We start from the raw sequence: 13,545 nt of genomic DNA on the forward strand, positions 1-13,545 counted from the left end.
ATAGATTTTTTAGAATCTCACTTTAACGTTAAAACCAAAGGTTCTGGCGGTAGGGTAAGCACCTGCCTGGTAACCCTGTACGTTACCGGAGCTCATGCCTTCTTCAGGATCTGCATGAGGCAGATTTTTATGAATAATCCACAGGTTGCGGCCTATCAGTGAAAAGTCAATTCCTTTGATAGGATGAAGCCTTGACATCAGGCTCCTGGGCAGTGAATAGGTCAGGGATACTTCCCTCAGCTTCACATAGCTGGCGTCATATACAAAAGCTGCAGCCGGGTTATAGACGTAACCGTAAGTACCATAAGCCATCTCTGCACGGGTTTCGTTCACCTTGCCATCTGCTGTTACGCCTGGCAGGATGATACCACCGCCGTCAGAAAGAGAGTTCCTTACAGGATTGCCCAGGTCATTTAAGCCCGCTGTTTCAGGATAAATACCGGTAGCCAGACCATAGTACATATCCAGTGAGAACACATCACCACCCTTGCGCATATCTACCAGGAAGTTCAACGCCAGGTCTTTATACTTCAGGGTATTGGAAATCCCCCCGATCCAATCAGGGTTTACATTACCAATAATCTCATTGGAAGTGCCGGATATCTGGTAGTAACCATCTTCATCAACAAGCTTTTCTCCATTTTCGTTATACACGAAGTTAGTGCCCCTGATGGTGCCGTAAGGCTCATTCAGCGAAGCATTAACAGAAACGCCGCCCTGCATGGCGCCTAGCTGCAGGTTCTGCACGCCTTCCGGCAGTGATTTTACCTTGTTACGGTTCCTTGACCAGTTTACGTTAATGGTCCAGGAGAAAGAAGGTGTTCTTACCGGTGTACCGAATGCGGATACTTCTATACCCTTGTTCTGGATCTCGCCGGCATTTACCACCTTGAAGTCGTAACCGGTGGCCCTTGAAACAGGCATGGCCACGATCTGGTCCAGGGAGCGGGTGTTGTAATATGTTACGTCAAAACCTACCCTGCCGTTCAGGAAGCCTGCTTCCAGGCCGGTTTCCCAGCTCTTGGTGCGTTCCGGTTTCAGGTCAGGATTATACTTGGTATTGTTAATAGAGGCCAGGGGCACGCCATCGATACCGGTAGGCACATCATAGTAATCCTTGGTATACAGTACGGGAGCCGGGGCGCCTACTTCTGCGTAGTTAGCCCTCACCTTACCATGTGACAGCCAGGGCAGGCTGGATGCTGTCAGCTTGGAGAACAGGAAGCCCAGTGATACGGACGGATAGTAGTAAGCGTTATTGCCGTCCGGCAGCGTGGAAGACTGGTCCCTTCTGGCGGTAATATCCAGGAACAGCATTTCCTTATAGGCCAGGTTGGCGGCAGCAAAAATACCGTCTACTTCTTCCAGGGAGGCAATCTCTTCAGGCGCTTCCATCGGGTTGGCGGTATTCAGCAGGGCATACAAACGGGGGATCAGCAGTCCGCCGTTGGTAGTGGCGCGGATGGACTCGATCTTGGTCCTTCTTACGTTGCCACCCAGCACACCGCCCAGGTTGAAGTCGCTGCTGAGCTGCTTGTGGAAGTTCAGCATCAAGTCGTAGTTGTACTCGCTGAAGGAACGCTCAAACCTGGAATATTCAGAAGGATCAATACTACTGATGGCAATTCTCTCTTCCTGCCTTTCATTATAGCGGTCCAGGGAAACGCGGCCCATTACATCCACCCAGTCCGCAATCTTGTAAGTCATCATCACGTTACCGAAATAACGGTTTCTCTGGTCGTTCTGGAAGTTTTCGTAACGGGTCCAATAAGGGTTATCCCAGTAAATGGGATTCAACGTACCTACTCCCGCCTGGTTCCAGGTGATGTTTTCCTTGGTCCTGTTATAGGCATCTTCCTGCTCTTTAATATCCACGTTGGTCTGCCACCACTGGCGGAAATTCGTCATCAGGTTCTTGGAGTCATAACCGGTGCCGTAGCGGCCCAGCCCTTTCAGGATGGTAGCATTGACGGAGGCGCTGGCAGTCAGCTTGGGCGTAATGTTATAGGAAGCGCCGAAGTTGATCTGGTCCTTTTTAATGCTACTGTTAGGCAGCAGGCCTTTATCTATGTTCTTAGTATAACCTAATTTGAAGTAACCCTGGTCTCCGCCACCGTCTACCATGACACTATTAACAGTGGAGGTAGCTGTCTGGAAGAATGAGTAAGGATCGTTCGCTGCTGCCGTCCAGGGTCTTTTCTGTCCGAAGTAAGGATTGCTGGGGTCAAAAGAGTACCAGCCATATACCTGCAGGCTCGGGTCAAACGCTGCTCCCCAGGAGGCATCCTCTGTGGTAGGTACTATCAGATCGGGAGTACCATCATTGTCTACATCCTCGTAGAAGAAGTAACCGTCCGGCGAGTCATAATACGGACCGTAACCGGCGCCGTAGCTTTTCTGGTACTTGGCAAAGGTGCTCTTGTCTACCTTACCGATGGTTACGCCAGAATTCACCGTTACGCCCAGGCCTCTGCGGCCTTTCTTGGTAGTGATCATGATCACGCCATTGGCAGCGCGGGAACCATACAGTGCAGTAGCGGCGGCTCCTTTCAGTACGTTCACAGATTCAATGTCATCCGGGTTGATGTCCGCAGCAGCGTTACCATAGTCGTAACCGGCACGAGCTGTACGCTGATCAGTTGAGTTTGTATTGGAGTTGTCAATAGGTACCCCATCCACTACAAACAGCGCCTGGTTGTTGCCGGACAGGGATTTGTTACCACGCAGCACCACGTTGGTGGAACCGCCTAAGCTGTTGTTCCTGCGCACCTCCAGGCCGGCTACCTTACCGGACAGGGAGTTGGAGATGTTGGATTCCCTTACTTTAACGAGGTCCTCGCCGGCCACATTCTGCGCGGAGTAGGGCAATTCGTTTTTCTTACGCTGGATACCCAATGCAGTTACTACCACTTCCTGGAGGCTTTCGCTGCTGGTTTCCAGTACAACGTCTACCGTGCTGGAAGCGCCTGCAGGTACTTCTTTAGTACCAAAGCCTACGCTTCTTACGATCAATACGTCGTCGTTGCCCGTAACATTTAATTTGAAATTACCGTCCTGGTCGGTGGTGGTACCTGAGTTTGTCCCTTTAATCTGGATTGTAGCAAACGGTATAGGAGCTCCATCGCTTCCTGTTACCTTACCTGTAACCTGGCGTTGTTGTGCAAAGGCCAGGGTTACTATCACCATAAGCATGGTGAAAAAGAGTAACGCCTTTTTCATTATGAACGATTTAGATTTTGGTTGACACGGCCCACAATTTAGATAAAATTTTTACTTCGACCCAAGAAAAAATTAACATATCGTTAAGGATATTTTAATATTTAATTCATATTGCTGTTAAAAAACAGGTAGTTAAATTGAAAATACCCAAATATGTATTTTTTACACTTATTGGCAAGTTGCCCGGTTTCCTTGCTAAAACAACTGTTGTACCTGCAACTGAACACTGCTTTTCCGGGATCCTGCCACCTCCTCCCAGCCACTCCCGATACTGGTCACATCCCGGTAGGCTACCCGGCTCCATCTTGCCCAAAAGGCAAGGCGCCGGTTGATGTTCCATTTCAGGTTAATATTATACTGCCAGCCTTCCCCGTAAAGCTGCATCACGCTGTAGCTGTATAACATATTGCTCTCCATGGCATATACGCTGCTGCCGGTGCCGCCGGTGCTGAACCAGGTAAGCCTGCCGGACAGCCGCAGCCGGTAAGCAGGCAGGCGGTACTGCAGCTCCTGGTAGCAAAGCCAGCCCTGCTCATGCACGGTTTCTTTGTGGTAATCCGTCAGCTCCAGCCGGCTGCGCAGCTTCCACTGCGGGCCCGGCGACATACTTAGCTGGCAGCGCCAACTGCGCCTGGATACCGGCACCACCGGCGCTATATAGCTGTCCGTGCCGGCCATATTCTCCATACCCGTCTTGTAGCGGTAGCGGATAAAGGCTTCTGTAAGCTTCCCGGGTGTGTAGGTGAGCGACATCAGCAGCTCCCGCCCGGTGGTGGAAGGCGCATCACTGCGGTATTTCAACCAGGGAAAGCGAAAGAGGTCCGCATAGGCTTCCCATTTCAGTTGCGGGGTAAACCTCAGCGCTACTGCTGCATAGCAGCCGCTCTCGTTCACCGGGTGCTGGTTGTTGCCGAACGCATTGCTGTACATGGACTGGTAAGCACGGCTGTAATGCCGGTACAGCAGCGCCACATCCGCAGCCGGCGCCACACTGGCTACCAGCCCATGCACCATGGCCAGGTGACCGTTGCCATCCACGGCCGCCTCGCCAAAGCAATGCACGTTCTTCCAGGTGCCGGCATAATCCAGGCTGGCATTGAACAACTGGCGGCCTGCCGGGGAGAACTGGTCATAGGGCGCATCCCCTTTCTCCAGCGGAGCGGAAAAACGATGCTGAATAACGTTCAGCCCTATATGCCAGTTGCCATTGTCATACGCCAGGTTGCCACCGGCTGTAAGTTGCTGCAGCGCGCCCCGCCTGGCGGCTTCCGCTATGGAACGATGGTAGCCCCCGGGCACCAGGGAACTGATGGCGGCTTCCGCCTGCAGCGAGTCCGTATTGCCTGTGTTCCCGTCCAGGCTGCGCCGCGACACAAAGCCGGTCAACTGCCAGTACCGCTGCTGCAGGGTTATGCCCACGCCCCTGAAAAAATAGAATTCCCCGGCCGAGGAATAAGGCCGCAGCACTTCCCCCTCCCGCCTGATCTGCCCGGTCAGCGGGCTTTTACCAAACGCGAAAGCCTGCCAGTTGGTAAGGCCCTGCCCCATGTTCACCGTAAAATCGCCCAGGGCCAGCGCCTTTATATGCCTGTAATTCCGGATGAACAGGTGGGCGCTGTAAAAATCAAAGCCCTGTTTTTGGGCGCCTTTAAAGAACTGCTCCCCGGCATCCTTTTCCATGGTAACGCCCCAACTGGCATAGCGCGGAAAATGGTAGCGGTAACGCAGCAGCAGCCGGTCGGGGGTACCGGCATAATGCGGGGGCAGGGTATCGCGGGGCCGGTAACCGCGGGCGCTTTCCAACTGCCGGCCATACCGCAGCAGCAGGGCATGTTCTCCCTTCCGCGTGTAATCCCGCAACGTATAATGCGGCTCCAGGTCATTGCCCACGGTTACATAGGGCTGTAGCCGGCCTACCAGGGCAGGATCAAAACCAGGCACGGCCTGCAACTCATAAATGCTGACAAATGCGCCCAGCAGCCGGCGGTAATCCAGCAGGTGGCGTACCTGCAATGGCGTGAGCAGTCCCAGCGACTGCAGGGCGGCGGCATCTGCCGTGTTCAGCGGGATCTTGTGCCGCGTATAAGCCTGCAGGTCCTGCCAGCGGCTGTCGTCCTCCACCGCTGTTTCGCTGCTCTCCAGTTGCTCTTCTGCTGCAGCAGGCAGGTAGTCCGGCAATTGCCGGGCATCCAGGGGCAGGCAGGCTGCCAGCACCAGGCAGCCTCCTATCAATATGGTACGGGTCATAAGCTATGCTTCTTTAGGGTGGGGCTGCCAGGTAATGGCGGTAGCCGGGGTAATACCTAATTGTGAATGGTAATGGGCCGACAAATAAATATGCAGGGATTGCCAGGAGAAGCGCACGCCGCCGCCGCTGAGCTGCGGGTCCGTGGAAAGCCCCAGTTGCACAGACAGTTGCGGTACAATGCGGTACTCGCACATCAGCCGGGTGGTAAGCGCGCGGTCCGTGGTATGGACCACTTCTGCGCTCAATAAAAAGTCCCTGGAAGCTTCGTAGCCTGCGCCGGCCGTGTACACTACCGGTATATCCTGCCGGCCGCTTTTGTCCAGTTGCTGCGCTACAGGATTAAAGGCGTGGACACCCGCATGCAACTGCGGCGTAACATGGAACAGGCAGCCCGCCTCAAAGGTCACGGTACCGGTACGGCCATACTGCTGCATAGACAGGCCCAGGTAGTCTACCTGCATGCCGATGCTCACGCGGCTACCCAGGTTCCTGCCATAGGCAATGCCCAACTGCTGCTGGTTAAAGGCCGTATAGCCGAAATGCCGCAGGGAAAGACCGAATGTACCGGAAGCGGTAGGTACTGCCAGGCCTAACGCATACAGGCTGGTGGCTTTCAGCATAAAGCGGCGCTCTGCATATACCCCGGCCGTTATGGCGGGCAGCGCTGCCAGTGCAGCCTGGTTGTGCAAAGCAGAAAAAACGTGCTGGAACTGCTGGCTGTAGGTACCGCCTACCTGTTGCGGACCTCCGGGCAGCCACACCGGCTGGGCATATAACGTGGAAATACCCAGGGTGAAAACAATAGTAACAATGCTCCTTCTCATAAGAATGGTTGGTTGGTAACAAAATTTTGAGGGAGAGATGGGATGCAACAGAGAGAGGGGGCAAATTAAGTAAAAAGTAAAAAAGAAAAAATTTAAAACAGCCCATATAATTGGGAGTCGATCCGGGAAATGATCTCTCCCAGGTCTTCCTCGCTGTCGGGGAACTTGTTCTTGTCAATGTCTATCACCAGCAAGGGGCCTTCTTTATACTTCTCTATCCAGTTATTGTAGTATTCGTTGAGCCGTTTCAGGTAGTCCAGGCGTATATTCTCCTCATACTCACGGCCGCGTTTCTGTATCTGCGCTACCAGCGTGGGCACGGACGCCTGCAGGTAGATCAGCAGGTCCGGGGGTCTTACCATCGATTTCAGGGTTTCAAAAAAGTTAAAGTAATTATCAAAGTCCCGTTTGGTCATGAGTCCCATTTCATACAGGTTGGGTGCAAAAATGTGGGCATCTTCGTAAATGGTGCGGTCCTGTATCACGGTGTCTTTGCCATTCTGTATTTCCAGCAGTTGTTTCAGGCGGCCGTGCAGGAAATACACCTGCAGGTTAAAGGACCAGCGGGGCATGTCTTCATAAAAATCATTGAGGTAGGGATTGTGTTCCACATCTTCAAACTGGGGGGCCCATTTATAATGTTTGGCCAGTAATTCCGTAAGGGTGGTTTTTCCCGCGCCAATGTTCCCGGCTACTGCGATGTGCTTGATCTTATTTTGTTTTGCCATGCTTATTTATAGTGGTAAGTAGTAAGTCGTTAGGACCCGGTAAGTGTTATAGTGAAGGATAATTTACATAAATAAATGGGTTTTATGTAAAAAAACTTCCCCTGTTGCCCCTTAACGGATATTGATCGTATCTCAATAGTAGTCGATCCCGATCAGTTTCCTTGCTGCTTGCAAAGTTTGTGCCGCACTTGCCCGGGCTTTCTCTGCACCGGCTTTCATGATACGGTTCAGGTAGGGCTTGTCCTGCTGCAACTCCTGCGCCTTTTCGCGGATAGGTGCAATAAAGCGTACCATGTCTTCCGCCAACTGTTTTTTCAGGTCCCCGTAACGGATAGCCTGGTCCTGGTAGGCGCGCTCAAAATCGCTGATCACTGCCGGCGCGGATACCTGCTGCATTAACAAAAAGAGGTTGGCGATGGTTTCCGGCATGGGGGCGCCCGGCTCCAGGGGGCCGCTGTCTGTTTTGGCCTTCATGATCTTCTTGCGGATCTGCTCGTCCGTATCCGCCAGGTACAGGGTGGCCATTTCATTTTCGCTCTTGCTCATTTTACCGGTGCCGTCCAGGCTGGGTATCCTGATCAGGTTGTCGCCGAAATTGAAGGCAACCGGCTCGGGGAACAACTGGCCGTAACGGTTGTTAAACCGCTGGGCGAAATTGCGCGCCATTTCCAGGTGCTGCTCCTGGTCCTTGCCTACCGGCACCTTTACGGCGCGGTGCACCAGTATATCGGCGCTCATCAGCACCGGATAGGTGAGCAGGCCTGCATTCACATTCTGGGGCTGCAGGCGCACCTTGTCCTTGAAGGTAGGCACCTTTTCCAGCTCGCCCTTGTAGGCCAGCATGTTCAGCAACAGGTACAGCTCTGCTATTTCCGGCACATCGCTCTGGGCATACAGGGCTACCTTTTCGGGGTCCAGGCCGGAGGCGATGTTCTCTGCCAGCACGCGGAACACATTGCCCCGCAGGTCTTTGGGGTCCGGATGCGTAGTAAGCGAATGCCAGTCCGCTACAAAAAAATAACAGTCATAATCTTCCTGCATCCGGATGTAATTGCGGATAGCGCCAAAATAATTGCCTAAATGTAAAAAACCGGTGGAGCGGATGCCGCTTACTACTATTTCTTTTCCTGTTGCCATAATGGAGGTCAAAATTAAGAAATTCCAAATTCCAAATCCCAAATTCCAAACTACCGGACAAGTGCCTGCGTAAACAGCAGTTGCTAACAGGCCAGATGATATCCGCCAATTTTGGAATTTGGGATTTGGGATTTGGAATTTGGTGCTTGGGATTTGGAATTTATTATCTTTGAGATCATGGAAGTAAACGATGCATTGGTACAGCAACTGGCAGACCTGGCCAGGCTGGAGTTTAGCGAGCAGGAAAAAGCGGGCATCCAGGAGGAGTTGCAGCAGATGATCACTTTTGTGGAAAAGCTGAACGAACTGGATACCAGCAACGTTCCCCCCCTGTTGTTCATGACAGCCAACTACAATGTATTCCGTGAAGATAAAGTGGTACCGTCCATTACCCGCGAAGAAGGATTGCAGAACGCGCCTTCCTCCAACGACCAGTACTTCAGGGTACCGAAAGTTATCAAGAAATAATTGCTATTGCTATGCGCCCAGAATCCGTCATTCATTTGGAGAACATCCGTAAAAGCTATTTCATCGGCCGCAACGAGCTGCCGGTGCTCAAAGGCATATCCCTGGATATTTTCAAGAACGAATACGTGGCGCTGATGGGCCCTTCCGGTTCCGGCAAGTCTACCCTCATGAACATGCTGGGCTGCCTGGACTCCCCTACCAGCGGCAGGTACATCCTGAGCGGCCATGATGTGAGCAAGATGGAAGACAACGAGCTGGCCCGCGTGCGTAACAAGGAGATAGGCTTCGTGTTCCAGCAGTTCAACCTCATGCCCCGCCTCTCCGCCCTGGAAAATGTAGCGGTGCCGCTGATCTATGCCGGCGTCAGTAAAAAGGACCGGGAGGAAAGAGCCCTGGACGTATTGAAAAAAGTGGGGCTGGGAGATCGTTACAAGCACAAGCCCAACGAGCTGTCCGGCGGGCAGTGCCAGCGCGTGGCCATCGCCCGGGCGCTGGTGAATAACCCGGCCCTCATACTGGCCGATGAGCCCACCGGTAACCTGGATACCAAAACCTCCGTGGAGATCATGGAGATATTCGGCCAGATCCACGCTTCCGGCAATACCGTGGTGCTGGTGACCCATGAAGAGGATATTGCAGACCATGCCCTGCGCGTGGTACGCCTGCGGGACGGCCTAATAGAAACCGACAAGCTGAATGAAAAGCACCTGCAATTAAAACACGATGGCGCTTAAGATATACACCAAAACCGGCGACAAGGGCAAAACCGCGCTCATTGGCGGCACCAAAGTGCCCAAAAGCCATATCCGCATTGATACTTACGGCACTATAGACGAACTGAACTCTTACATCGGCCTGGTGAATGACCATATCAACGACGAGGCCGTCAATACCCTGCTCAAGGAGATACAGGATCGCCTGTTCACCATCGGCTCCTCCCTGGCCTGCGATCCGGAAAAGGAAACCAAATTGAGCATTCCCGACCTGCAAGCCGGGGACATACAGCTCCTGGAAAACAGCATTGACCAGATGAACGGGGAGCTGCCGGCGATGAGATCCTTCATACTGCCCGGCGGCCATGTAGCAGTATCTACCTGCCATATTGCGCGTTGCGTATGCCGGCGTGCAGAACGTTTGTGCGTGGGCATGCAGGAGCAGGGCCTTCCCATTGATCCGTTGATATTACAGTACATTAACCGCCTGAGCGATTACCTGTTTGTACTGGCCCGCTGGGTGGGGCATCGTTTAGGCGTAGCGGAAATTACCTGGAAACCGCGGGTGTGACCCGCCCATCAGCTAATTATTTTTCCGTCTTTCATCACCAGTTGCCGGTCACTCATGGGCGCCAGCTCTTCATTATGGGTAACGATGATAAAGGTCTGGCGGAACTGGTCCCGCAGGTCCAGGAACAGTTGGTGCAGCTCCCGGGCATTTTTGGAGTCCAGGTTACCGGTTGGCTCATCGGCCATTACAATGTCGGGGGTATTGATGAGGGCGCGGGCTACCGCCACCCGCTGCTGCTCGCCGCCGGACAGCTCATTGGGTTTGTGGTCCACCCGGTCGCCGAGGCCCAGGGTATCCAGCAGGAACGCGGCCCGCTTCCGGACCTCCGCTTTCCGGGTACCGGCAATAAAACCGGGCACACATACGTTTTCCAGGGCGGTAAACTCCGGCAGCAAATGGTGGAACTGGAAAATAAAGCCAATATGACGGTTCCGGAAGTCGGCCAGGGCGTTTCCCCTCAGGGCGGTCAGGTTCATATCCCGCAGCCATACCTCCCCAGAAGAGGGGGTATCCAGGGTGCCCAGCAGGTGTAAGAGGGTGCTTTTCCCGGCCCCGGAAGACCCTACAATGGTAACGATCTCCCCCTTTTCAACGGTTACGTCTACCCCCTTCAAAACCTGTAAGTTGGAATAATTTTTGGTAAGATTGCGAGCAACTAACATACTCAAAGAAAAGTAATTAACCGTTAAAATAGTAATAGTTGTTTATTTCAAATTAAATAATACTTTTGCGAAAATTTAAAGAAAGTAAAAATTTTAATAACATGTACTGGACATTAGAATTAGCTTCATACCTGGAGGACGCTCCCTGGCCAGCTACGAAAGACGAACTGATAGACTACGCCATCCGCTCCGGTGCACCGATAGAAGTGATTGAGAATTTACAGGAACTGGAAGATGAAGGGGAGATTTATGAAGGGATCGAGGATATATGGTCCGACTACCCGTCTCAGGACGACTTTTTCTTCAATGAAGACGAGTATTAGGCCGTAAAGTATCCAGGTTGTTGACCCTTGTGCTGCTCTCCTATGCTAAAAAGAATGAAGCCGCCCCGCTACATAGCTGAACGGGACGGCTTTTTCATTACTTTCAACGGGAACCCCGCTATTATTTTTCCATTTGTTCTGCGATTGCTGCCGACACCCCGGTAAAAGAGAATCCACCGTCATGGAACAGGTTCTGCATAGTCACCATGCGGGTGAGGTCTGAGAACAGGGTCACGCAGTAATTGGCGCACTGATCGGCCGTAGCATTGCCCAGGGGGCTCATTTTCTCCGCATAGGCCATGAAGCCGTCAAAACCCTTTACGCCACTGCCGGCCGTGGTTTTGGTGGGCGACTGGGATACCGTGTTGATACGCACTTTATTCCGGATGCCATAGTGATAGCCAAAGCTGCGGGCAATGGATTCCAGCAGGGCCTTGGCGTCGGCCATTTCGCTGTAATCCGGGAACACGCGCTGTGCTGCAATGTACGTCAACGCCACTACGGAGCCCCAATCATTGATAGCGTCCACCTGGTAGGCGGTTTGCAGCACACGGTGCAGTGACATGGCGGAAATGTCAAAGGTCTTGTGATTGAAGTCGTAATCCAGGTCCGTATAGGGCCTGCCTTTACGCACGTTCATGCCCATACCTACTGAATGAAGCACAAAATCTATTTTACCGCCAAAATGTTCCATGGATTTCGTGAAGAGATTTTTCAGGTCTTCCATATTGGTAACATCGGCTGGAATCACGGGTGCATTACAGGTTTCCGCCAGCTTCTTGATCTCTCCCATACGCAAAGCAATAGGCGCATTGGTCAGCACTATCTGCGCGCCCTCTTCCACACAGCGCAGCGCCGTTTTCCATGCCAGCGAATGCTCGTCCAGCGCGCCGAATATGATACCTTTTTTTCCTTGTAGTAAGTTATGAGCCATTGGGTCAAAAAATTGATTTCGGCAAAAATAGTTGTTATAGTTGAAAAATCAGATATTAGCTTTCCCTCACTTCACCATCTCCCTGGCATTCTCCAATGCAGCGGCCGTAGGCTTTTCGCCACTCAGCATTTGTGCGATAGCGTTAATGCGCTCCTCTTCGGTAAGCAGCCGCACCCCGGTGGTTACCTTACCGGACCGGGCCTCTTTGTACACAAAGTAATGCGCATTGGCCTTGCCGGCGATCTGCGGCTGGTGAGTAATGCAGATGATCTGGTGCGCGCCGGCCAGGTCCCGCAGGATCATGCCTACCTGCCGGGCGGCTTCGCCGGAAATACCGGTGTCTATCTCGTCAAATATCAGGGTGGGCAATGCTACGGACTGCGCTACCAGCGATTTGATGCACAGCATGAGACGGCTCAGCTCCCCGCCGGACGCTACTTTTCGTATAGCCGCAAACTGCCCGCTCTTGTTGGCGTCGAACAGGAACTCGATATTATCCTGCCCGAAAGGCTGCAGCGCTCCCTGCACAATATCCACTTTAAGGCGGGCATTGGGCATGCCTACCTGCGCCAGCAGGGCGTTCACCTTCTTTTCAAAGGGCGCTGCCTGCTGCCGGCGCTGGGCGGTGATGGCATCCGCCATTTGCTGCAGGGACTGCTGCAGGGCGGCCAGTTCTTTTTCCAGTTGCAACAACTGGTCGTCCAGGTTCAACGCGCTTTCCACGCGCAGCTCCAGGTCCGCTTTCAACTGCAGCAGCTCCGCCGTGGTCTGCACGCCGTGCTTTTTCAGCAGCCGGTAGCCGGTGGCCAGCCTTTCATTCACCAGCTCTATGCGGGCGCCGTCATACTGCACGCCGTCATTAATGCGCTCTACTTCATCCGCTATGTCCTGTAGCTCCACGTAGGACGATTGCAGTCTTTCCGCCAATGCAGGCAGCTCCTGCTGGAAGCCTGCCAGGCCCTGCAGGGCGGACTGCAGTTGTTTGAGCTGCTGCAGGATGGGCTGCTCATCTTCCTTCAACTGGTAGCATACCCTGGTGAGGGTATTCTTGATCTCTTCTGCATGGGTCAGCACCTGTAATTCTGCATCCAGTTGCTCTATTTCATTTTCTGTAAAGGCCGCCTCTTCCATCTCGTCCAGCAGGAATTTGTTGTAGTCCAGCTCTTTATTGGCGTTATCCCGCTGATCCTGCAATTGCTTCAGTTCCTTTTGCACCTGGCTGTAGCGCTGCCATTGCTGCTGGTACTGCTGCAACTGTTCCGGCCTGTTGACCAGCGCATCTATCACGGCGCGCTGGAAATCGCTTTTTTCCAGGTCCAGCGTGTCAAACTGCTGGTGCAGGTCCACCAGGTAATTGCTCAGGTCTCCCAGTTGTCCCAGGTTCACGGGCGTATCATTCACAAATGCGCGCGACTTACCGGCGGCGCTGATCTCCCGCCGTATGATCAGTATGTCTTCCAGGTCCAGCTCATGCTGCCTGAAAAAATCGGCTACCTGCGCTTTTTTCACCTTGAACATGCCTTCTACCACGCACTTGCCGGTCTTGTCAAACAATACGCCGGGATCGGCCCGTTCTCCCAGTATTAAAGACAAAGCTCCCATGAGAATGGATTTACCTGCGCCCGTTTCACCTGTAATGATGTTAAGGCCGCCGGAGAAATCTACCTCCAGGTGGTCAATGATCGCATAGTTCTTAATAGTCAGTTTCTGTAACATAT

Annotated in this window: 12 protein-coding genes; 4 read left to right on the forward strand and 8 right to left on the reverse strand. The window is 53.0% G+C overall.

What is annotated here, in order from left to right:
• Positions 1-9: 9 nt before the first annotated feature.
• The 5 genes from LX66_RS00155 to trpS form a co-directional block, all read right to left on the reverse strand.
• Positions 10-3,219 (reverse strand): SusC/RagA family TonB-linked outer membrane protein, encoded by a 3,210-nt coding sequence (locus LX66_RS00155; RefSeq protein ID WP_145709863.1) that lies wholly within the window; start codon positions 3,217-3,219, stop codon positions 10-12.
• A gap of 195 nt (positions 3,220-3,414) precedes the next feature.
• Positions 3,415-5,466 carry a ComEA family DNA-binding protein gene (locus LX66_RS00160; protein WP_145709864.1) on the reverse strand — a complete coding sequence of 684 codons (2,052 nt, stop codon included), beginning with the start codon at positions 5,464-5,466 and terminating at the stop codon, positions 3,415-3,417.
• 3 nt (positions 5,467-5,469) lie between these two features.
• Positions 5,470-6,291, reverse strand: a complete 822-nt coding sequence (locus tag LX66_RS00165) for a hypothetical protein (RefSeq protein WP_145709865.1) — start codon at positions 6,289-6,291, stop codon at positions 5,470-5,472.
• Between the two features lie 92 nt (positions 6,292-6,383).
• Positions 6,384-7,019 carry a deoxynucleoside kinase gene (locus tag LX66_RS00170; protein WP_145709866.1) on the reverse strand — a complete coding sequence of 212 codons (636 nt, stop codon included), beginning with the start codon at positions 7,017-7,019 and terminating at the stop codon, positions 6,384-6,386.
• Between the two features lie 132 nt (positions 7,020-7,151).
• Positions 7,152-8,156, reverse strand: a complete 1,005-nt coding sequence (gene trpS / locus LX66_RS00175) for a tryptophan--tRNA ligase (protein WP_145709867.1) — start codon at positions 8,154-8,156, stop codon at positions 7,152-7,154.
• Positions 8,157-8,333: 177 nt separating this feature from the next.
• On the opposite strand from trpS, the gene gatC reads away from it, so the two are divergent.
• The 3 genes from gatC to LX66_RS00190 are packed head-to-tail and all read left to right on the forward strand — an operon-like array spanning position 8,334 to position 9,908.
• On the forward strand, positions 8,334-8,624 hold the full coding sequence (gene gatC / locus LX66_RS00180; RefSeq protein ID WP_145709868.1) for an Asp-tRNA(Asn)/Glu-tRNA(Gln) amidotransferase subunit GatC: 291 nt from the start codon (positions 8,334-8,336) through the stop codon (positions 8,622-8,624).
• Positions 8,625-8,635: 11 nt separating this feature from the next.
• Entirely contained in the window at positions 8,636-9,358 is a 723-nt protein-coding gene (locus tag LX66_RS00185; RefSeq protein ID WP_145709869.1) for an ABC transporter ATP-binding protein, read from the forward strand.
• Positions 9,348-9,908: a cob(I)yrinic acid a,c-diamide adenosyltransferase gene (locus tag LX66_RS00190; RefSeq protein WP_145709870.1), complete on the forward strand. Its 561-nt coding sequence runs from the start codon at positions 9,348-9,350 to the stop codon at positions 9,906-9,908. Before LX66_RS00185 ends, LX66_RS00190 begins: the two co-directional genes overlap by 11 nt.
• Before the next feature lie 8 nt (positions 9,909-9,916).
• On the opposite strand, the gene LX66_RS00195 is transcribed toward LX66_RS00190, so the two are convergent.
• Positions 9,917-10,522 (reverse strand): ABC transporter ATP-binding protein, encoded by a 606-nt coding sequence (locus LX66_RS00195; RefSeq protein WP_244620246.1) that lies wholly within the window; start codon positions 10,520-10,522, stop codon positions 9,917-9,919.
• A 149-nt stretch (positions 10,523-10,671) separates the two neighbouring features.
• Between LX66_RS00195 and LX66_RS00200 the strand changes: the two genes are divergently transcribed.
• Positions 10,672-10,893 (forward strand): DUF2795 domain-containing protein, encoded by a 222-nt coding sequence (locus tag LX66_RS00200; protein ID WP_012794455.1) that lies wholly within the window; start codon positions 10,672-10,674, stop codon positions 10,891-10,893.
• Positions 10,894-11,014: 121 nt separating this feature from the next.
• Here LX66_RS00200 and LX66_RS00205 read toward each other — a convergent pair whose 3' ends face one another.
• Positions 11,015-11,827, reverse strand: a complete 813-nt coding sequence (locus tag LX66_RS00205) for an enoyl-ACP reductase FabI (RefSeq protein ID WP_145709872.1) — start codon at positions 11,825-11,827, stop codon at positions 11,015-11,017.
• Positions 11,828-11,893: 66 nt separating this feature from the next.
• Positions 11,894-13,543 carry a DNA repair protein RecN gene (gene recN / locus LX66_RS00210; RefSeq protein WP_145709873.1) on the reverse strand — a complete coding sequence of 550 codons (1,650 nt, stop codon included), beginning with the start codon at positions 13,541-13,543 and terminating at the stop codon, positions 11,894-11,896.
• Positions 13,544-13,545 lie beyond the last annotated feature (2 nt).

The sequence above is a fragment of the Chitinophaga japonensis genome (assembly GCF_007830125.1).
Classification (GTDB): domain Bacteria; phylum Bacteroidota; class Bacteroidia; order Chitinophagales; family Chitinophagaceae; genus Chitinophaga; species Chitinophaga japonensis.